This is a genomic window from Sphingomonas endophytica, from assembly GCF_001476895.1.
Taxonomy (GTDB): Bacteria; Pseudomonadota; Alphaproteobacteria; order Sphingomonadales; family Sphingomonadaceae; genus Sphingomonas; species Sphingomonas endophytica_A.
This window is the reverse complement of sequence record NZ_LDTB01000047.1, coordinates 1-18,797: the sequence shown is the minus strand read 5'-3', so window position 1 is coordinate 18,797 and position 18,797 is coordinate 1. Positions and strand designations below refer to the sequence as shown.

The 18,797-nt window shown below is 68.7% G+C and carries 18 protein-coding genes and 1 pseudogene; 7 read left to right on the top strand and 12 right to left on the bottom strand.

Annotated elements, in window-relative coordinates; genetic code table 11:
• The 4 genes and pseudogenes from NS334_RS17730 to NS334_RS11725 all read right to left on the bottom strand — a co-directional run.
• Nucleotides 1–189: pseudogene (locus NS334_RS17730) on the bottom strand (hypothetical protein); the annotation flags it as partial.
• A 206-nt stretch (nucleotides 190–395) separates the two neighbouring features.
• Nucleotides 396–899 (bottom strand): pyridoxamine 5'-phosphate oxidase family protein, encoded by a 504-nt coding sequence (locus NS334_RS11735; RefSeq protein WP_058756152.1) that lies wholly within the window; start codon nucleotides 897–899, stop codon nucleotides 396–398.
• A gap of 350 nt (nucleotides 900–1,249) precedes the next feature.
• Nucleotides 1,250–2,428, bottom strand: coding sequence for an acetyl-CoA C-acyltransferase (locus NS334_RS11730; RefSeq protein WP_058756151.1), 1,179 nt, complete (start codon nucleotides 2,426–2,428; stop codon nucleotides 1,250–1,252).
• An 11-nt stretch (nucleotides 2,429–2,439) separates the two neighbouring features.
• Entirely contained in the window at nucleotides 2,440–2,901 is a 462-nt protein-coding gene (locus tag NS334_RS11725; RefSeq protein ID WP_153002724.1) for a MaoC family dehydratase, read from the bottom strand.
• 100 nt (nucleotides 2,902–3,001) lie between these two features.
• On the opposite strand from NS334_RS11725, the gene NS334_RS11720 reads away from it, so the two are divergent.
• Nucleotides 3,002–5,971 carry an L-glutamate gamma-semialdehyde dehydrogenase gene (locus NS334_RS11720; protein ID WP_058756149.1) on the top strand — a complete coding sequence of 990 codons (2,970 nt, stop codon included), beginning with the start codon at nucleotides 3,002–3,004 and terminating at the stop codon, nucleotides 5,969–5,971.
• Between the two features lie 45 nt (nucleotides 5,972–6,016).
• Here NS334_RS11720 and NS334_RS11715 read toward each other — a convergent pair whose 3' ends face one another.
• From NS334_RS11715 to NS334_RS11700, 4 genes are all read right to left on the bottom strand, one after another.
• Complete coding sequence (locus NS334_RS11715; RefSeq protein WP_058756148.1) at nucleotides 6,017–6,403, bottom strand: glycine zipper 2TM domain-containing protein; 387 nt, start codon at nucleotides 6,401–6,403, stop codon at nucleotides 6,017–6,019.
• A 52-nt stretch (nucleotides 6,404–6,455) separates the two neighbouring features.
• Nucleotides 6,456–7,727 carry a dicarboxylate/amino acid:cation symporter gene (locus NS334_RS11710; RefSeq protein WP_058756147.1) on the bottom strand — a complete coding sequence of 424 codons (1,272 nt, stop codon included), beginning with the start codon at nucleotides 7,725–7,727 and terminating at the stop codon, nucleotides 6,456–6,458.
• 268 nt (nucleotides 7,728–7,995) lie between these two features.
• The gene (locus NS334_RS11705) at nucleotides 7,996–9,165 is read right to left on the bottom strand and encodes a mechanosensitive ion channel family protein (RefSeq protein WP_058756146.1); all 1,170 of its coding nucleotides are present in this window, start codon (nucleotides 9,163–9,165) and stop codon (nucleotides 7,996–7,998) included.
• Nucleotide 9,166: 1 nt separating this feature from the next.
• Complete coding sequence (locus tag NS334_RS11700; RefSeq protein ID WP_058756145.1) at nucleotides 9,167–10,180, bottom strand: DNA topoisomerase IB; 1,014 nt, start codon at nucleotides 10,178–10,180, stop codon at nucleotides 9,167–9,169.
• Between the two features lie 128 nt (nucleotides 10,181–10,308).
• Between NS334_RS11700 and NS334_RS11695 the strand changes: the two genes are divergently transcribed.
• Both NS334_RS11695 and NS334_RS11690 read left to right on the top strand, forming a co-directional pair.
• Nucleotides 10,309–10,866: a type 1 glutamine amidotransferase domain-containing protein gene (locus tag NS334_RS11695; RefSeq protein ID WP_058756144.1), complete on the top strand. Its 558-nt coding sequence runs from the start codon at nucleotides 10,309–10,311 to the stop codon at nucleotides 10,864–10,866.
• Nucleotides 10,867–10,956: 90 nt separating this feature from the next.
• The gene (locus NS334_RS11690; RefSeq protein WP_193753076.1) at nucleotides 10,957–11,361 is read left to right on the top strand and encodes a hypothetical protein; all 405 of its coding nucleotides are present in this window, start codon (nucleotides 10,957–10,959) and stop codon (nucleotides 11,359–11,361) included.
• A gap of 4 nt (nucleotides 11,362–11,365) precedes the next feature.
• Here NS334_RS11690 and NS334_RS11685 read toward each other — a convergent pair whose 3' ends face one another.
• Together NS334_RS11685 and NS334_RS18670 are read right to left on the bottom strand one after the other, a co-directional pair.
• Complete coding sequence (locus NS334_RS11685) at nucleotides 11,366–11,665, bottom strand: hypothetical protein (protein WP_058756142.1); 300 nt, start codon at nucleotides 11,663–11,665, stop codon at nucleotides 11,366–11,368.
• Nucleotides 11,665–11,832, bottom strand: a complete 168-nt coding sequence (locus tag NS334_RS18670) for a hypothetical protein (RefSeq protein WP_193753077.1) — start codon at nucleotides 11,830–11,832, stop codon at nucleotides 11,665–11,667. Before NS334_RS18670 ends, NS334_RS11685 begins: the two co-directional genes overlap by 1 nt.
• Before the next feature lie 92 nt (nucleotides 11,833–11,924).
• Here NS334_RS18670 and NS334_RS11680 point away from each other — a divergent pair, with 92 nt between their 5' ends.
• On the top strand, nucleotides 11,925–12,542 hold the full coding sequence (locus NS334_RS11680; RefSeq protein ID WP_058756141.1) for a S24 family peptidase: 618 nt from the start codon (nucleotides 11,925–11,927) through the stop codon (nucleotides 12,540–12,542).
• Nucleotides 12,543–12,594: 52 nt separating this feature from the next.
• On the top strand, nucleotides 12,595–13,596 hold the full coding sequence (locus tag NS334_RS11675; protein WP_058756140.1) for a fumarylacetoacetate hydrolase family protein: 1,002 nt from the start codon (nucleotides 12,595–12,597) through the stop codon (nucleotides 13,594–13,596).
• Between the two features lie 164 nt (nucleotides 13,597–13,760).
• Here NS334_RS11675 and NS334_RS11670 read toward each other — a convergent pair whose 3' ends face one another.
• On the bottom strand, nucleotides 13,761–17,018 hold the full coding sequence (locus tag NS334_RS11670) for an error-prone DNA polymerase (protein WP_058756139.1): 3,258 nt from the start codon (nucleotides 17,016–17,018) through the stop codon (nucleotides 13,761–13,763).
• 41 nt (nucleotides 17,019–17,059) lie between these two features.
• Here NS334_RS11670 and NS334_RS11665 point away from each other — a divergent pair, with 41 nt between their 5' ends.
• Together NS334_RS11665 and NS334_RS11660 are read left to right on the top strand one after the other, a co-directional pair.
• Entirely contained in the window at nucleotides 17,060–17,347 is a 288-nt protein-coding gene (locus NS334_RS11665; protein WP_058756138.1) for a type II toxin-antitoxin system Phd/YefM family antitoxin, read from the top strand.
• Nucleotides 17,344–17,748 carry a type II toxin-antitoxin system VapC family toxin gene (locus tag NS334_RS11660; protein ID WP_058756137.1) on the top strand — a complete coding sequence of 135 codons (405 nt, stop codon included), beginning with the start codon at nucleotides 17,344–17,346 and terminating at the stop codon, nucleotides 17,746–17,748. Before NS334_RS11665 ends, NS334_RS11660 begins: the two co-directional genes overlap by 4 nt.
• 14 nt (nucleotides 17,749–17,762) lie before the next feature.
• Here NS334_RS11660 and NS334_RS18665 read toward each other — a convergent pair.
• Nucleotides 17,763–18,797 (bottom strand): DUF6504 family protein (locus tag NS334_RS18665; protein WP_342585549.1); only part of this gene is annotated, 1,035 nt, incomplete at its 5' end.

Genomic DNA, 18,797 nt, shown 5'->3' with positions numbered 1-18,797 from the left:
GGTAGGCGTGCGTGTGCGTCGGCGGCGGCAGAGGGGGATAAGGGACGGGGCATTCAGAGCGCGCTCGGTCAGCGCCTTCTTCAAGGCGTCGAGCAAACCACCTTGTGCCAGAGCGGTGCCAGCGTCAGCGCCAGCCAGCAACTGATCCAGTAACTCGTTCGGTATCGCAGGCTCTTTGCGCCGGGACATATGGGATCTCCTTCTTTCCCATTATGCCCGCCCGCACACGAAATTCCTGACAGTCCCCGTCCTTGTCGTCCCTGCGAAGGCAGGGACCCTTGTCTGTGTCGGCTGTTGAACGGCCCGACACATAGAGTTCGGCGTATGTGTCAGACTGTCCGAACGGAAACTGGCAGACATGGGCCCCTGCCTTCGCAGGGGCGACGCGTCCTGCCTTATGCCGGGCTGCTTTCCGCGGTCGTCTCGACCTTCGCGTGGCTGCCTTCCTCACCGGCCTTGATCGTACCGCCGAACAGCATCTTCACGCGGCCCGACAGCGACATGTCGGTTTCCCACAGCTCCGCGGAATCGATATCGACGCGCAGCAGCGCGAGGTTCGGGTCGTTGCGGCCCTCGGGGAACCACGCCTCGACCTGGTTATTCCAGAGCTTGTCGATCAGCGCCGGATCGTTGTCGATCCGCGCGTTGCCGTCGAGGCAGGCGAAGAAGTCATGCCCCTTCGACACATATTGCGCCATCACGCGCCCGCCGCCGGCCAGGCGATTGGTCTTGCCGATGAAGAAGAACAAGGTGTCGACCTGATCCTCGTCGAGTTGCGCGGTGAGCGGTTCGTGATGCGCGTGACCGTCCGCCGGACCGACCATGACGAAGGGGCTGTCGGCCATCTTCTTCCACAGATCGGCTTTCAGCTTGCGGGGATCGGTATTGGCATCGGCCATGTCGTTTCTCCTGTTGGGTCGGTCGGAAAACGAGAGGCGCGGGCGTTGGTTGCGCGATTGTTCCGCTGTCGTCATGGTCGCGCGCGGCGGCAATCATGCCGTCGACATGGAGACGTGAACTATGACGTTCGCCGAACTGTGCATGTTCCTTGGCGTGTTGATCGCCTTTGCGACCTTGGTCGTGCGGGTGATCGAAGTGGCCCGGAAGTAGCACACGGGCGGGGTTCGGGCTGCAACCCGAGCCCCAAACGATTTGAGCCCCGGCCGCTGCAACGACCGGGGCTCACATGAAGAGGTGCTATGACGTCACCTACGACAATACATAGCGTATTCCCCTTTCGCCTTCAACCTCACAGCACCTCGAACAACCCCGCCGCGCCCATGCCGCCGCCGACGCACATCGTCACCACGACATGTTTTGCCCCGCGTCGTTTCCCCTCGATCAGCGCATGGCCGACCATCCGCGCGCCCGACATGCCATACGGATGGCCGATCGAAATCGCGCCGCCGTTGACGTTCAGCAGCTCGTCGGGGATGCCGAGTTTGTCGCGGCAATACAGCACCTGCACCGCAAACGCCTCGTTCAGCTCCCACAGGCCGATATCGTCCATCGACAGGCCGTTGCGCTCCAGCAGCTTCGGGATCGCGAAGACCGGGCCGATCCCCATCTCGTCCGGCGCCGTCCCCGCCACCGCCATGCCGACATAGCGCCCGAGCGGCGTCAGCCCACGCTGCTCGGCGAGCTTCTCCTCCATCAGCACGCTGGCCGAGGCGCCGTCCGACAGTTGCGAGGCATTGCCGGCGGTGATGTTCAGGTCCGGCCCCATCACCGGCTTGAGCGACCGCAGCCCCTCCAGCGTCGTGTCGGCGCGATTGCCCTCGTCCTTCGACAGCGTGACCTCTTCGTAGGAAACCTCCTTCGTCTCTTTGTTCACGTTCGCCTTGGTCGCGGTCACGGGCACGATCTCGGCGTCGAACCGCCCGGCGGCCTGCGCCTCGGCGGTACGCATCTGCGAGCGATAGCCGTATTCGTCCTGCGCCTCGCGGCTGATGCCATAACGCTTGGCGACCACCTCGGCGGTCTGGAGCATCGGCATGTAGATGTCCGGGTGCATCGCCAGCAATTCCTTGTCGGGCGATACGCGCATCTCGGGCGTCTGCACCATGCTGATGCTCTCCACGCCCGCGCCGATCGCGACCTGCATCCCGTCGATGACGATCTGCTTGGCGGCGGTGGCGATCGCCATCAGCCCGGAGGCGCATTGCCGGTCCAGCGACATGCCCGACACCGTGGTGGGCAGACCGGCGCGCAACAGGCTGGTGCGCGCGATATTGGGCGACTGATAGCCCTGCTGGAGCGCCGCGCCCATCACCACGTCATCGACCTCCGCGCCGTCGATCCCGGCGCGCTCGACCGCCGCCTTGATCGCGTGGGCGGCGAGGGTGGGAGAGGGCAGGTTGTTGAACGCCCCGCGATAGGCGCGGCCGATCGGGGTGCGGGCGGTGGAGACGATGACGGCTGAGCGCATGGTGTACCCTCTCAGGAAGCAGGCTGGGTGAAGAATTGAGTGATCCATTCGGCGACCATCGCGGGCTTTTCGTGCCCCTCGATCTCGATCGTCACGGTGGAGGTGGACTGGAACTGCCCCGCGTGTTTCTGCTCGAACGCGGTCAGCGTCGAATGTGCGCGGATGCGCGATCCGGAGGGGACGGGGGACAGGAAACGGACGCGGTTGCCGCCATAATTCACCCCCATCGTCACCCCATCCGGCATCGGCAGATCGGGGGTGCGCTCCATCAGCTGCGGGAGCAGGGAGAGCGTGAGGAAGCCGTGCGCGATCGTGCCGCCGAACGGCGTCTGCGCCGCGCGGACGGGATCGACATGGATGAACTGCCGGTCGCCCGTCGCCTCGGCGAAGGCATGGATCATGGCTTGCGTCACCGTGATCCATTCCGACACGCGGTCGTGCCCGATCGCGGCCTGTACCTGGTCCCGCGTCACTGCGCTTTCCTCTCCCACGGCGTCCGCGCTACAGCGCGTTCATCTCTCTAGGCATGCGGGGCCGTCACCCGCAAGAGCCCAACGAACCGAAAGTACGAACATGCGCTACGTCATCCCGTCCGCTACCCTGGATACGCTACGAAAGTTGCATCGGGCGAGCGAACCGGATGTTCTAAAGCCGCTGCTTGACCATGCCTGGCCGTCACCTGATTCGCGCGAGCGGATCGTCGACACCGCCTCCGGGCTGCTCGCCGACCTGCGCGCGGCGCAAGCGCGCGGCTGGGTGAACCAGTTCCTGCAGGAATATCGCCTCAATTCGTCGGAAGGCGTCGCGCTGCTCAGCCTTGCAGAGGCGTTCCTGCGCGTCCCCGATCCCGAAACGGCCGACCTGCTGATCGCCGACAAACTGGGCGATGCCGACTGGCGCGCGCACACCGGCCAGTCGAACTCGCGGCTGGTCAACACCGCGACCTGGGGGCTGGTGATGGGCCGCGCGCTGGTCGGCGAGGGCGAGGCGGGGCCGCTCAAGCGGCTGCTCAGCCGCGCGGGCGAGCCGTTCGTGCGTCAGGCGGTCGGCGCGGCGATGCGGATGATGGGTGAAATCTTCGTCATGGGCCGCACCATCGACGAGGCGACCAAGCGCATGGCGCGCCCCGAGCACAGGGGCTTCACCGCCAGCTTCGACATGCTGGGCGAGGCGGCGCGGACGACGAAGGACGCGGAACGCTATTTCCAGGCCTATGTCGACGCGATCGACGCGGTCGGGCGTCATGCGGCGGCGGGCCATTCGGTGTCGGTGAAGCTGTCGGCGCTCCACCCCCGCTACGAGGTCGCGCGCTGGAACGAGTGCGTCCCCGCGCTGACCGAGATGCTGGAGGCGCTGTCGGTGCAGGCGGCGCGCAAGGGGATCGCGCTGACCGTCGACGCGGAGGAGAGCGAGCGGCTGGAGATGAGCCTCGAGATCATCGGCGCGGTCGCGACGCTGCCGGCGCTGCGTGACTGGGACGGCTTCGGCATGGCGGTGCAGGCGTACGGCAAGCGCGCGCGTCCGGTCATCGCCTGGGCCGACGGCCTGAACCGCGTGATGAACGTGCGGCTGGTCAAGGGCGCCTATTGGGACAGCGAGATCAAGCGCACGCAGGTCGAGGGGCTGGGCGACTATCCGTTGTTCACGCGCAAGGCTGCGACCGACGTCAGCTATCTGGCCGTGTCGAAGGACATGCTGGCGGCGAAGAACATCCGCCCGGCCTTCGCCAGCCACAATGCGCTGACCGTGGCGACGATCGTCGAATGGGCGGGCAATTCCCGCGACTTCGAGTTCCAGCGGCTGCACGGCATGGGCGACGGCCTGTACGAGCGACTGGTGCGCGAGAACGGCTATCACTGCCGCATCTACGCGCCGGTCGGCGGCCACCGCGACCTGCTCGCCTATCTGGTCCGCCGCCTGCTGGAAAATGGCGCGAACAGCAGCTTCGTCCACCAGCTTGCCGACGAGCGGTTGAGCGAGGAAGAGATCCTCGCCGATCCGGTCGCCAAGATCGCCGCCGTCGGTGGCACGCGTCACCCGTCGATCCCGCTGCCGGTCGAGCTGTTTGCGCCGCAGCGCGCCAATTCGATGGGCATCGACCTCGCCGATCCGGCGATCCTGTCGGCGACCGCGACGGCGGTGAACCGGCCGCTGACCGCCGCGGCACCCGCGCCGGTCGGCGATGTGGCCGCCGCGATCGGCCGTGCGCACGCCTTCTTCCCGACGTGGCAGGCGACCCCGCTCGACACCCGCGCCGCCTGCCTCGACCGGCTTGCCGATCTGCTGGAGCGTGACCGCGATCATTTGATGGCGATCTGCGTGCAGGAGGCGTTCAAGACGATCCCCGACGCGATCGGCGAGGTGCGCGAGGCCGCTGATTTCTGCCGCTATTACGCCGCCGAGGCGCGCGCGCGGCTCCGCCCGGTCGAACTGCCGGGGCCGACCGGCGAGCGCAACACGCTGCACATCGACGGACGCGGTGTCTGGGCGACGATCGCGCCGTGGAACTTCCCGCTCGCGATCTTCCTCGGCCAGACCGTCGCAGCGCTCGTGACCGGCAACACCGTCGTCGCCAAGCCCGCGCCGCAGACCCCGCGCATCGCCGCGGCGGCGGTGGCGCTGGCCTATGAAGCGGGCGTGCCGCGCGACGCGCTGGTGCTGGTGCCGGGCGGGCCGGAGGTCGGCGCGGCGCTGACCGGCGATGCGCGCGTGCAGGGCGTCGCCTTCACCGGCTCGACGGCGACCGCCAAGCGGATCGCGCGCACGCTGCTGGAGGACGAGGCGCGCCCGATCGTGCCGCTGATTGCGGAAACCGGTGGAATCAACGCGATGATCGTGGATTCGACCGCGTTGCCCGAACAGGTCGTGGCCGATGTCGTGACCAGCGCCTATCGCTCGGCGGGTCAGCGGTGCTCGGCGCTGCGGCTGTTGCTGGTGCAGGAGGATATCGCCGACAGCCTGATCGAGATGCTGGCAGGCGCAATGGACCTGCTCACGATCGGCGCGCCGGGCGACCCGACGACCGACGTCGGCCCGGTGATTGACCGTGCCGCCTACGACAAGTTGATGGCCTATCGCGAGGAGGTGCGCCCACGCTGGATCAAGACCGTGCCGGTGCCGGCCGAGGGGCTGTTCGTGCCGCCGACGCTAATCCGGCTCAACGCGATCGAGGCGCTGGACCGCGAATGGTTCGGGCCGCTGCTCCATGTCGCGACGTGGCGTGCGGGCGAGCTGGAGAAGACGATCGCGCGTGTCAACGCAAAGGGTTACGGGCTGACGATGGGCCTCCACAGCCGCATCGCGCGCGCCGCCGAAGTGACCGAGGCGGCGGCGGCGGTCGGCAACCTGTATATCAACCGCTCGATGATCGGCGCGGTGGTCGGGTCGCAGCCGTTCGGTGGCGAGGGCCTGTCGGGCACCGGCCCGAAGGCTGGCGGGCCGCACTACCTCTACCGCTTCTGCGCGGAGCGCGCGGTGTCGGTGGACACGACCAGCGCGGGGGGAAATGCGACTCTGCTCAGCCTGGACGAAGGCGGAATCTGACCCCGGTCAGCAAAATGCCCCGGCGATTGGCCGGGGCATCGTGATTTAGCGGCAGCGCACCTTGCCGCGATCGATCTCGCGGCCGAGCAGCGCGCCGGCGCCGCCGCCGGCCAGCGTGCCGAGCAGCCCGCCGCCGACCAGATTGCCGAGCAGCGCGCCGCCCGCGCCGCCGACGACCAGCCCGGTCGTGCCGTCATTGCGGCGGCAATAGGCGCGGCCGTCGCGACCACGATAAACCTGGTCCTCGCGGCTCAGGCGGCGCTCGCGATAATTGCCGCGGCGGTAATCGCGTCGGGCGTCCCAGTCGTCGCGGTCGCCGTGCCACTGATAATCGCGGTCGCGGTCGCGGCGCTGGGCATCCGCCGCCGGGGCGGCGACCATCGGGGCGGAGACGGTGGCGATTGCCAGCGCCGCCAGCAGGGCCTTCTTCATGTGCATCAACTCCCTAAGTCTGTCCGCACGAACGTTGCGGACGGCAAAGGGTTCACGCCGGTTGCGACACCGCATCGGATGAGGGAGGCGCCAGCATCCGCTCGCGCTGCGCCACGATCAGCGGCACGACCACCTGCCCGGCGACGTTGACGGCGGTGCGGCCCATGTCGAGGATCGGATCGATCGCCAGCAGCAGCCCCGCCCCCTCCAGCGGCAGGCCGAGCGTCGTGAGCGTCAGCGTCAGCATCACCAGTGCGCCGGTCAGCCCGGCGGTCGCCGCCGAGCCGATCACCGAGACGAGCGCGATCAGCACATAGTCCGGCGCGTGGAGCGCGATGCCGTAATATTGCGCGACGAACAGCGCGGAGACGGCAGGGTAGATCGCCGCGCAGCCATCCATCTTGGTGGTGGCGGCGAAGGGCACCGCGAAGGCGGCATAGTCGCGCGGCACGCCGGCCTTCTCCGCGACATCCTCGGTCACGGGCAAGGTGGCGATCGACGAACGCGAGACGAAGCCGAGCTGGATCGCCGGCCAGGCGGTGGCGAAGAAGCGGCGCGGCGACAGGCGGTGCGCGGCGAGCAGCGCGGGATAGACGCCGAACAGCACCAGCGCGAGGCCGAGATAGACCGCGCCCGCGAAGCTGCCGAGTGCGGCGAGCGACGACCAGCCGTAGCGGACGATCGCGGTGCCGATCAGACCGGCGGTACCGAGCGGGGTCAGCCGCACCACCCAGCGCAGCAATTGCCGGAAGATCGCGAGCAGCGAGGCATTGGCGGACAGGAACGCCTCGCCCGCCGCGCCGACCTTCACCGCGCCGGCGCCGACCGCGATCGCGACGACGATCAGTTGCAGGATGTTGAAGGAGATGCCCGTGGTGGCCGCGCCGTCCTTCAGCTTGGTCGATGCCTCCAGCCCCAGGACGTTGCCGGGAATGAGGCCGCGCAGGAAGTCGAGCCACGATCCGGTCGTGCCCGGCGCGGTGGCGGTGGCGGGCGCGATGCCGGCATGGACGCCGGGCTGAAGCAGCGTGCCCAGCGTCAGCCCGATCGCCACCGCGATCAGCGCGGTGATCGCGAACCAGAGCAACGTCTGTCCGACCAGCCGCGCGGCATTGCCGAGATCGCGCAGGGCGGCGACCGAGGCGACCAGCGCGGTGAAGACCAGCGGCACGACCAAGGCCTTGAGCAGCTTGACGAAGCTCTCGCCGGTCAGGCGCAGCACCTCCGACAGGGCGCCATCGGGGGCGGTGCGGGCGAGGAAGCCGAGCGCGACGCCGATCGCCATCCCGGCGAAGACCTGAACGGTGAACGAGGGTTTGGTCATGATGCCTCAGGTGCGATCCCGCGCGTCGTCACGCCAGCAACTTTCCGTTTGCGGCGAGGGAGCGGGGCTTGGCCTGGCGGTCATCGCCCCTGCGCAGGCAGATCCTATCGCTGCATTGTCCGGGTGAAGGATCTGACACGGGCGCGTCGACCAATGTGTCGCGCGCGCCGCGATACGCGACAGACATGGGCCCCTGCGTGCGCAGGGGCGACGGCTTCTGCACGCGGTGGACCCGAACGACAGATCCCCGCTTGCGCAGGGGCGATGGTCAGGGGGCGGGCGGGGTGATCTTCACGGCGTCGGCATAGGGCATCACCAGCGTCCCGTCGGGGGCGGCGGTGTAGGTGGTCTGGGTGGGGTAGGGGATGGAGATCCCTTCGCTGGCGAAGCGGCGCATGATCGCCACCAGCAGGCGGTTGCGGGTGGCGTGCGCGGTCGCCCAGTCGTCGCCGGGCGTATCGACCTGCAGCACGAAGTCGAGGCTGGAGGCGCCGAAGCTCTCGAACCCGGCGCGCGCCACCTTCGCGCCTTCGGCCTCGACCAGCTCGGTCAGGATGGCGGGCACGCGCGCCAGCGTGTCGGGCGGCGTCTCATAGGCGACGCCGATCGTGTACGACACGCGCACATGGTCGCGCTGCGTCGTGTTCTGGATTTCCTTGTCGAGCAGGTTGCGGTTGGAGATGATCCGCAACTCGCCGGTGAAGGCGCGGATGCGGGTCGACTTCAGTCCGATCGCCTCGATGACGCCGTTGGTATTGTCGTAGCTGACCTTGTCGCCGCGCCGGAACGGCCGGTCGAAGATGATCGCCAGCGCGGCGAACAGATCGGCGAAGATGCCCTGCGCGGCCAGACCGATCGCGATGCCGCCGACGCCGAGGCCGGCGACGAGGCCGGTGACGTTGACGCCGAGATTGGAGAGCACCACCACCAGCGCGATCGCGAAGACCGCGAAGCTGACCAGCAGCCGGATCAGCCCCATCGCGCTCATCAGCGCCTCGCCGGAATAATGTTCGCCGCGCGTGCGATGCTCGATCGCACCGAGGATCAGTTCGCGTGCCCAGATCGCGGCCTGGAAGACGGCGGCGACCGTGAACAGGAAGGTGATCGTCTTGTCGACCTCCGGCGGGGTCGCGGCATAGCCGTCGACCAGCTTGGCCGACAGCATGACGATGAAGAACGCGTTGGTCCGCTCGATCGCGCGGCCGAGCACTGCCGCCCAGCCCTTGCCCGAGGCGCTGCGTTGCGCGAGGCGCGGGCCGAAGGCGCGGATCCAGAACAGCACCAGCGCGATGACGACGCCGACGCCGACCGCGATCAGGATGTGCAGCCAGTTCTGTTGCAGCCAGACGATGCTGGAGCGGAACAGCGCTTCGACCTGCGCGCCGACGCGCCCCGTGTCGAACGCCGCCTTGTCGGCGGCGGCGGCGGTATTGTTCATGTCAGGCAGCCTTCAACTCACATGCGCCGCATTGTTCGAGGAAGGCGATCAGCCCGCGCTCGGTGCGCGTCAGATATTGCGTCGCGCGCGGCAGACGCAGCGACTGGCGGAACGCGGCCTGCGCCGCCTTGTCCTTGCCCAGTTCGATCAGCGCGGGATGGACATAGGATTTGCGCGCGATGGCGGGTGTATTGCCGAGATGCGCGACGACCGGCTCCAGCAGCGTCTTCAACCCAATCGGCGCGTCGGCGGCGGCCAGTGTCTCGAATGCGACGACGCTGGCGCCCCAGGTGCGGAAATGCTTGGCGGTGAAGCCCTCGCCCATCGCGGCGCGGATATAGGCGTTGACGTCGGAGGAGGTGACGGCGTGCGGCGCGCCGTCGTCGCCGACGTACTGGAACAATTTCTGACCGGGCAGATCCTGGCATTTCTTGACGAAGCGCGCGAGGCTGCCGTCGGTGATGGTCAGGCGGCGCTGCTTGCCGGACTTGGCCTTGTACTCCAGCTTCAGCCGGCTGCCCTGGATCTGCGCGTGGCGGTCGCGCAGCGTGGTCAGGCCGAAGCTCTTGTTGGTCTTCGCGTAGGTTTCGTTGCCGACGCGCAGCGCGGCGATGTCGAGCAGCTTCACGACGGCGGCGACGGTGCGGTCCTTGCTGTGCTGGCGGCGGGCGAGATCGGCTTCGACCCGCGCGCGGAGCCGGGTCAGCGCGCGGCCGAACGGGGCGCAGAGGTCGTATTTGGCGGCTTCCTGCTGCGCGCGGAAGCCGAGGTGGTAGCGATATTGCTTGCGGCCCTTTTCGTCCCAGCCGACCGCCTGGATATGGCCATCAGGATCGGGGCAGTACCACGCATCGGTATAGGCGGGCGGCAGGCCGATGGCGTTCAACCGATCGATTTCGTCGCGGTCGGTGATCCGCCGGCCGCTGGGATCATAATAGGCCCAGGCGTCGTGCCGGGTGCGCTTGCGCGTGATGCCCGGTTCATCGTCTTCGCAATAAACGATATTTCCTGCCACCTTGCCTCTCGTCACGGAAAGCCTTCGCGTGGGGCAAATGCGCAGGGCACGGCATCGTTCCCGGAACGGCGGCGGGTGGCGGGGGGTTGGGCGGATCGGAAACCCCCTTTCCAGCAGGAGTTACAGACATGGCCGATTTGTCGCAGGCGCGCGTGCTGATGATCGCCGCCGACGGATTCGAGACGGTGGAATTGTTCGAGCCGCGCAAGGCGCTGGAGGCGGCCGGCGCGACCGTGACGCTGGCGTCGATCAAGCGCGATCCGATCCAGGGGATGAAGGGCGATATCAACAAGGCGGAGACCGCCACCCCCGACCTGACCCTGGATGAGGTGGAGGTCGAGGATTACGACGCGCTGGTACTGCCGGGCGGGGTCGCCAACCCGGACAAGTTGCGCGTCGAGGATCGCGCGGTCGAGATCGTCCAGCAGTTCATGGACGAGGACAAGATCGTCGCGGCGATCTGTCACGCGCCGTGGCTGCTCGCCGAGGCGGACGTGATCGACGGGCGGCGTCTGACCGGCTTCGTGTCGATCCGCACCGACCTGGAAAATGCCGGCGCCGAGGTGGAGGACGAGGAAGTCGTGATCGACGACAATCTCATCACCAGCCGCAAGCCCGACGACATTCCCGCGTTCAACAAGGCGATCATCGACGCGCTGACCGAGGAACTGGCCGACGCCGACTGACGCGACTCGCCGCCCGGTGGCGATGCCGGGCGGCGAATGTCCTGCCATCCAATGGATAGCGCGGCGTTTACCATCGACTCATCTTTGGTCGTGTACGATCGGCCCATGTTCGAGGATGCGTCGCCCCATTCGATGTCGATCACGCGGCCGGCGGCCGTGATCGAGCTTGTGGCCGATGGCGTGGCCGCGATCCGCGCCACCCTGTCGCGCTGGACCGATCGTGGCCGGCGCGATCCGCGCATCCCGGCGTGCCGCCCGTTGCATGCCTATGCCGACCTGGGTCCGCCCGTGCCGATGTCGGATCAGGCGTGGATGTCGCCGCCACCGGAGCGCCCGCTGCCCCGCGACCTGAACATGCCGCTGAGCGCGTTCGATCCCGGTGCCCTGCGGCATCGCCCGGCCGATCGGCCCGCGACGATGGCGCCTGTCGCCACGTCGCCCTGGGCCGATCCGCTCGCGCTGGAGCGCAGGCTGGAGCGACTGCGCACCCGCTGATCGCTTATTGAAGCGCGACCGTCAGCCCCTCGATCCGCAGCCGGACCCGGTCGCCGCGCCGCTCGCGCGCCGCGATGCGCAGGTCGGCGAGCAGATGTCCCGGCACGCCGAGGTCGAGCGCGGGCAGCCCCGCAGTCCAGTCGTCCAGAACCTCTCCAGCCGGCGCGCTGAGCACCAGTTCGTGGCGGTCACCGGAGAAGGTGGCGCTGAACCATGCCACCGCATGGTGGCTTTCCACGGCGACGGTCGTGCCCGCGCGCGCGGCCGAGCGCGTGACCGCGCGTTCGAAGGTGTCGCCGACCATCAGCGGCGCCCCCGCAGGATCGCCTCGATCCGTCGCCGCAGTCCCGGCCCCGGCACGCGCCCGCGCCGCAGATCTTTGACGAGTCGCGGATCGTTGACCGCGCGGCGGCCGAAGGTGGTCTCCGCCACCCCGGTTCGCTGAAGATATAGGTCGATGTCGCTCAGCAAGCACATGGAATCATCCCTCTGTTCGCTATGTTCTTATTATGTTCTCACATGCGCGGGTTGTCGAGGAAAATTCCTCAGCCTAGGGTGTGGCGATGGAAGCGACCCCGCAGCAGGCGTTGATCGAGGCGGCGCGCGCGCGCGGGGTCGCGCTGTCGGCGCTGTCGCGGATGCTGGGGCGCAATCAGGCGTATCTGGGGCAGTTCGTGAATCGCGGATCGCCGCGCGTGCTGCCGGAGCGCGAGCGGCGGCTGCTCGCCGATTTCCTGGGGATCGACGAACGCCTGCTCGGCGCACCGGCGCCGGTCGCCGACGACGTGGCGGTGCCGTGGCTGGCGGTGACGGCGGCCGCCGGCACGGGGCGGGTGCCGGAGGACCGATTGTTGCGCGCGGAGCCGCTGTCGCGCGCGGCGCTGCGGGCGGCGGGTATCGCCCCGGCCGACGCCTCGCTGATCGGCGTGCGAGGCGAGTCGATGGCGCCGACGCTGCTGGACGGCGACCGGCTGCTGGTCGATCGCGGCGCGCGGGAACCGGTCGCGGGCGGCGCGATCTACGTGCTGCGCCGGGGCGAGGAGGTGGCGGTCAAGCGACTGATCCCGCACGGCGACGGCGTCGAGATCCGCAGCGACAACCCGCTCTGGCCGGTCGAGCGCGTGGCATGGGCGGACATCGTGGTGATCGGGCGCGCGCGATTGTTGCAGCGGCGGTTGTAGCGTCGCGGCGGGCTTGTCGATACACCGGGGCAAAAGAGCACGAGGAGAGCGCATGAAACTCGCCAGTCTGAAGCACGGTCGCGATGGTCGGCTGGTCGTCGTGTCCGACGATCTCGCCTGGTATGCGGACGCCGGCCACATCTGCGCGACGTTGCAGGGCGCGCTCGACGACTGGGAGCGCGTGGCCCCCGATCTGGCGGTGCTGGCCACCGACCTGCGCAACGAGGCGATCCCGCGCGAACGCTTCCACGAACATGACGCCGCCGCCCCGCTGCCGCGTGCGCATCAGTGGCTCGACGGGTCGGCGTATGTGAACCATGTGGCGCTGGTGCGGCAGGCGCGCGGGGCGGAGATGCCGGAGAGCTTCTGGCACGATCCGTTGATGTACCAGGGCGGATCGGACGGCTTCCTGGGGCCGCGCGACGCGATCCCGCTCGCCGACGAAAGCTGGGGCTGCGATCTCGAGGGCGAGGTGGTGGTGGTGACGGGCGACGTGCCGCCGGGCGCGACGCGCGACGAGGCGCTGGCCGCGATCCGGCTGGTCGGGCTGACCAACGACGTGTCGCTGCGCCACCTGATCCCGGCGGAGCTGGCCAAGGGCTTCGGCTTCGTCCAGTCCAAGCCCGCCTCGGCCTTCTCGCCGGTGTTCGTGACGCCCGACGCGCTGGGCGACTGGTGGCGGGACGGCAAGCTGCATCGCCGGCTGATGGTCGACCTGAACGGTGCGCCGTTCGGGCGCGCCGATGCCGGCGTCGACATGACGTTCGATTTCGGCACGCTGGTGGCCCATGCCGCGAAGACGCGCGCGCTGGGCGCGGGGACGATCGTGGGGTCGGGCACGGTCTCGAACCGCGACGCGGACGGCGGGCCGGGGCGGCCGGTCGCCGAGGGCGGGGTCGGCTATTCGTGCCTGGCCGAATTGCGCACGGTGGAGGCGATCCGGAGCGGCGAGCCGCTCACGCCGTTCCTGAAGAAGGGCGACACGGTGCGGATCTGGGTCGAGGACGATCGCCATCATTCGGTGTTCGGCGCGATCGAGCAGGTCGTGGGGTAAGCGGGTGTCGCGTGCCGTCACACGACGCGTGACGGCACCGCGGCGGCGTTACCTTCGCGAGGTTCGTCGGCAAGCGCGCCAGCGGTCGGATCGGCGGTGCCATGCCCCGGCCTGCGCCGGAGTGACGGACAGGTCATGGCACAATGGCGGTGCGCGGCGGCCCGCTAATGGAAGTCGTGGCTCTGTAGCGGGATGGTGTCGTCGCGGCGGTCGCGGAAGTGATAGTCGGAGCGCGGCCGCACCTTCCAGCCCGGATCGCCGCGATCCGGCGCGCCCGGATGCGTCGCGCCATCGCCGCGCGCCACGAGGCGCGGCAGATCCACGTCGCCGACCTCGCGCAGCATCGCGGTCAGATCGGTCACGCGATCGACGATGACGTGGATCACCTTGCCCTCGACCTGCACCTGCCCCTTCAGGCTGACCATCGCCGCCGACATCACCGTTCGCCGCTGCGCCTCGAACCGGTCGGGCCACAGGATGCCGTTGGCGACCCCGGTCTCATCCTCGATCGTGATGAACAACACGCCCTTCGCGGAGCCGGGGCGTTGCCGGACCAGGATGATCCCGGCCACCTCGACCATCTTCCCGTCGTGCTTCCCCAGGTCGGCACAGCGCGTCATCCGCCGGTCGTCGAGGCGCGGGCGCAGGAAGTGGAGCGGGTGCGCGCGCAGCGACAATTGCGTGGCGCGGTAATCCTCCACCACCTCGCGCCCCTCGGTCAGCCGGGTCAGCGTCACCGGTTCCTCGCGCCGCTCGATCCCGGCCAGCAGCGGCAGCGGTTCCTCGCCCAGCCCGCGGATCGCCCATAGCGCCTGTCGCCGGTCGAGCCCGAGCGCGCGGAACGCATCGGCGCGCGCCAGCTTCTCGAGCGCGGCGAGCGGCACGCCGGATCGCCGCCACAGATCCTCCACGGACGTGAACATCGCCTTCGCCCGCGCGGCAAGGATGCGCCCGGCGTGTTCGCCCGAGATGCCGCTGACGACGCGCAGACCCAGCCGCAACGGATGCCGCCCGTCCGGCGCCGCGTCGGGACCCAGCGCCGTGTCCCATTCGCTCCGCAGCACGCACACCCCGCGCACGACGACGCCGTGCTCGCGCGCATCGCGGACGATCTGCGCGGGCGCGTAGAATCCCATCGGCTGCGCGTTGAGCAGCGCGGCGCAGAACACGTCCGGATGGTGGCATTTCATCCATGACGAGGCATAGGCGATCTTCGCGAAGCTTGCCGCATGGCTTTCGGGAAAACCATAGCTGCCGAACCCCTCGATCTGCTTCACCAGCCGCTCGGCGAACTCTTCCGAAATGCCGTTGGCGCGCATCCCCGCGACCAGCCGTTCGTGGAAATGCCCGACCCCGCCGGTCAGTTTGAAGGTCGCCATCGCGCGCCGCAACTGATCGGCCTCGCCCGGCGTGAAGCCCGCGCCATGGATCGCGACCTGCATCGCCTGTTCCTGAAACAGCGGCACGCCCAACGTCTTCTTCAGCACCTTTTCCAGCGCCGGGCTGGGGTAGACGACCGGCTCCTTCTGCTCGCGCCGCTTCAGATACGGGTGGACCATGTTGCCCTGGATCGGACCCGGCCGCACGATCGCGACCTGGATCGCGATATCGTAGAACTCCCTGGGCTTCATGCGCGGCAACATGCTCATCTGCGCGCGGCTCTCGATCTGGAAGACGCCCAGCGTGTCGGCCTCCTGGATCATCGCATAGGTCGCTGGATCGTCGGTCTGGAGCGCGGGGCTGGCCAGCGTCATGTCGATGGCCTTGTGCTCCCACAACAGGTCGAACGCGCGCCGCATACAGCCGAGCATCCCCAGCCCGAGGATGTCGACCTTCATGAAGCCGAGCAGTTCGATATCGTCCTTTTCCCATTCGATGACGCGGCGGTTCTCCATCGCGGCGGGCTCGATCGGTACGAGTTCGTGGAGCGGCGCGCGCGTCAGCACGAACCCGCCGGGATGCTGCGACAGATGGCGCGGCGTCCCGATCAGCTCGCGCGCCAGTTCCAGCGCCAGCGCCAGCCGCGGCTCGCCCGCGTCGAGGTTCAGCGCCTCGACATGCGCGGTCGGCACGCCCTCGTTCGACCACCCCCAGACCTGTCCCGCCAGCGCGCCGGTCATGTCCTCGGGCAGGCCCAGCGCCTTGCCGACCTCGCGGATCGCGCCGCGCGTGCGGAAGCGGCTGACCACCGCGGTCAGCGCGGCATGGTCATGGCCATAGGTTTCGTAGATCCACTGGATCACTTCCTCGCGGCGCTCATGCTCGAAATCGATGTCGATGTCGGGCGGCTCGGCGCGTTCGACCGAGATGAAGCGCTCGAACAATAATTGGTGCTTCACCGGATCGATCGAGGTGATGCCCAGCACGAAGCAGATGATCGAATTGGCGGCGCTGCCGCGTCCCTGGCACAGGATATCCTGCCCCCGCGCGAACGCGACGATCGAATGGACGGTCAGGAAATAGGCGGCATAGTCCATCTGCCTGACCAGCCCGAGTTCGTGTTCGAGCATCTCGGCATATTCCCGGGGCGGGGCGCCGTCGAAATGCCGCGCCAGCGCGTCGCGCGACAGCTTTTCCAGCGATTCCTGCGGCGAACGGCGGCTCATGATCCGCTCTTCGGGATATTGGTAGCGCAGGTCGCGCAGCGAGAAGGTGCAGCGCTCGACGATCGCCTCGGCCGCCGTCAGCGCATCCGGATGGTCGCGGAACAATCGCCCCATTTCATCGGGATGCTTCAGGTGGCGGTCGGCGCTCCGCTCGCGCCGCATCCCCAGGTCGTCGATCGTGCACTTCGCCCGGATCGCGGTCACGACATCGTGGAGCATCCGCTTTTCGGGCGCATGATACAGCACGTCGCCGGTCGCCAGCGGCGTCAGCCCATGTGCCCGCGCCGCCTCCGCCGTCCGGTGCAGCCGCAACGCCTCGCCCGGTCGGCGCCGATGCGTCAGGCAGACGTGCCCGTCGACGCCGAACAGGTCCGCCATCCACCGCATCTGGGTCACGTCCGCCGCATCCCCCGGCACCAGCGCGGCGACCAGCCCGCGTGCGGCGGCCGCAACATCCTCCCAATGCAGGAAACATTGCCCCTTCTCGCCGCGCTGCGCGTCCGCACGCGCCTTGCCGCGCGTCAGCAATGTCGTCAGCGCCGCCCAGGCATCGCTGTTCTGCGGCCACACCAGCACCGAGGCTCCGTCGACCAGATCGAGCCGACAGCCGGGGATTGCCTGGATCGCGATGCCGTGGTTCGCGGCCAATTGTTCGGTCGCGTAGAGCGCCCGCACCAGCCCGGCGACCGAATTGCGATCGACGATCCCCAGCGCCGGCATCCCCAGCCCTGCGGCGGTAGCGAACAGATCCTCGCACGACGACGCGCCGCGCAGGAACGAGTAATGCGTGGTGACCTGCAACTCGCTGTACGTCATGACGCGAAATGACTATATGAGATGGTCAGTTGGAGGTGCGCATGGGCAAGATGGTCGGCATCACCGAGTTCAAGGCGAAATGCATCGCATTGCTCGATGAAATGGAGCGTAGCGGGGAGTCGTTGACGATCACCCGGCGCGGCAAACCATCGCTGATGCTGAGTGCGCGGGAGGTTCGCCCGGTTCGCGACGACGTGATCGGCAGCCTGAAGGGTACGGTGACCCTTCATGGTGATATCGTCGGCCCGGTCGATCCCGACTGGGAGCGGAAATGGGAAGCCAAGTGGGACGCGCGGGGCTTCCCGGCTGCGCGTCCGGATGCGTCATGATCCTGCTCGATACGCATGTCGTGATCTGGGCGGTGATCGCCGACCCGCATCTGGGGGAGCAGGCGCGTGCTGCTATTCGACAGGATCGTGACCGCCGCATCTCGGCGATGGTCGCATGGGAGGTGGCGATGCTGGCGCGCAAGCGGCGGCTGGCCTTTTCCATACCGGTCGAGACATGGCTGGATCGCGCCATGATCGCGCTGGAGGCCCGTGACGTTCCCGTCTCGCGCGAGATCGCGCAGGAGGCGGGCGGATTGCCCGACGATGTGCATGGCGATCCCGGCGATCGCATCATGGTCGCCACCGCCCGTCAGACCGGCGCGATGCTCATCACCGCCGACAGGAAAATCCTCGCCTATGCCGCGGCCGGACATCTCAACGCGATCGACGCCCGCGCGTAAACCACCGGTCGGGCTCATCCGAACGTGCCATGCACATACCATGACAGGTCGCCGGTCACGGTACGTTGCGCATCGCCGCGGCGGAACAGCCAGAAGCGCCGGCCCTCTTCGTCCTCGACCTGATAATAATCGCGCACCGACTCGCGTTCGGCGCTGCGCCGCCACCATTCGCCGGTGATCCGCTCCGGCCCGTCGCCGCGTACGATGCGGTGCGTGATCCCGCGCCAGGTGAAGCGGCGCGGCGGGGCGTCGGGGAGTTCGGCGATCACATGATCGACCGGCTCGGGACGGCGCAGCAGCCGCGCCGGGCGTGGCCAGCGCGGATGCCACGGATGGTCGCGCCCGCGCGCGTCGAGCCGCCGGACATCGTCCGCGGGCAACAGCGGGGCCTCGCACGCGCCCGCCTCCAGCGGCGCCGTCCCGCCCACCGACCGCTCGGGCACGTCGCTTTCCACCGCCCGCGCGCGCCACAGCCGCCGTTCGCCGATCCGGTTGACGATCGCATCGACCAACGGCGCAAGATCGGCGCGCTCCCCATCGGCCAGATCGCTGTCGAACGCTTCGGCGTCCAGCGGATCGGCGCGGTGGACGTGCAGCGCCAGCGCCTCGATCCCGAACCCCGGATCGAGCTTCTCGATCCGCCGCAGCAGCAGCCGCAGCAGATGCGCCGGATCGCGCGTCGCGCGCGCGCAGCCGACCCGCACCACCTGCACCGCCGCATCGACGCGCGTCGCCGCCAGCAACAGCGCACGCACCCCGCGGCCCGCCCTGGCCAGTTCGTCGACCAGCCGCGTGACCAGGTGCGCGATCCAGTACGCGATCGGCTCGGCGGTCAGCAGCGGCTCGGCGAAGCGCTGTTCGACGATGATCGCGACCGGCGGCGTGACGGGATCGAGCGGTTCGGCGCTGCGCCCGCTGGCCTGATCGAGCCGGAGCGGCACCGATCGCCCGAACCGCCGCGCCAGCGGCGCGCGCGGCAGCGCGGCGAGTTGTCCGATGGTTTCCACCCCCAGCCGGCGCAGCAGCTCCAGCGCCGGCTGGGGGTGGAA

Coding starts and splice junctions, on each gene's coding strand:
- NS334_RS11735 (WP_058756152.1), bottom strand. CDS start 899: ATGGCCGATGCCAATACCGATCCCCGCAAGCTGAAAGCCGATCTGTGG.
- NS334_RS11730 (WP_058756151.1), bottom strand. CDS start 2,428: ATGCGCTCAGCCGTCATCGTCTCCACCGCCCGCACCCCGATCGGCCGC.
- NS334_RS11720 (WP_058756149.1), top strand. CDS start 3,002: ATGCGCTACGTCATCCCGTCCGCTACCCTGGATACGCTACGAAAGTTG.
- NS334_RS11715 (WP_058756148.1), bottom strand. CDS start 6,403: ATGAAGAAGGCCCTGCTGGCGGCGCTGGCAATCGCCACCGTCTCCGCC.
- NS334_RS11710 (WP_058756147.1), bottom strand. CDS start 7,727: ATGACCAAACCCTCGTTCACCGTTCAGGTCTTCGCCGGGATGGCGATC.
- NS334_RS11705 (WP_058756146.1), bottom strand. CDS start 9,165: ATGAACAATACCGCCGCCGCCGCCGACAAGGCGGCGTTCGACACGGGG.
- NS334_RS11695 (WP_058756144.1), top strand. CDS start 10,309: ATGGCCGATTTGTCGCAGGCGCGCGTGCTGATGATCGCCGCCGACGGA.
- NS334_RS11685 (WP_058756142.1), bottom strand. CDS start 11,665: ATGGTCGGCGACACCTTCGAACGCGCGGTCACGCGCTCGGCCGCGCGC.
- NS334_RS11680 (WP_058756141.1), top strand. CDS start 11,925: ATGGAAGCGACCCCGCAGCAGGCGTTGATCGAGGCGGCGCGCGCGCGC.
- NS334_RS11675 (WP_058756140.1), top strand. CDS start 12,595: ATGAAACTCGCCAGTCTGAAGCACGGTCGCGATGGTCGGCTGGTCGTC.
- NS334_RS11670 (WP_058756139.1), bottom strand. CDS start 17,018: ATGACGTACAGCGAGTTGCAGGTCACCACGCATTACTCGTTCCTGCGC.
- NS334_RS11665 (WP_058756138.1), top strand. CDS start 17,060: ATGGGCAAGATGGTCGGCATCACCGAGTTCAAGGCGAAATGCATCGCA.
- NS334_RS11660 (WP_058756137.1), top strand. CDS start 17,344: ATGATCCTGCTCGATACGCATGTCGTGATCTGGGCGGTGATCGCCGAC.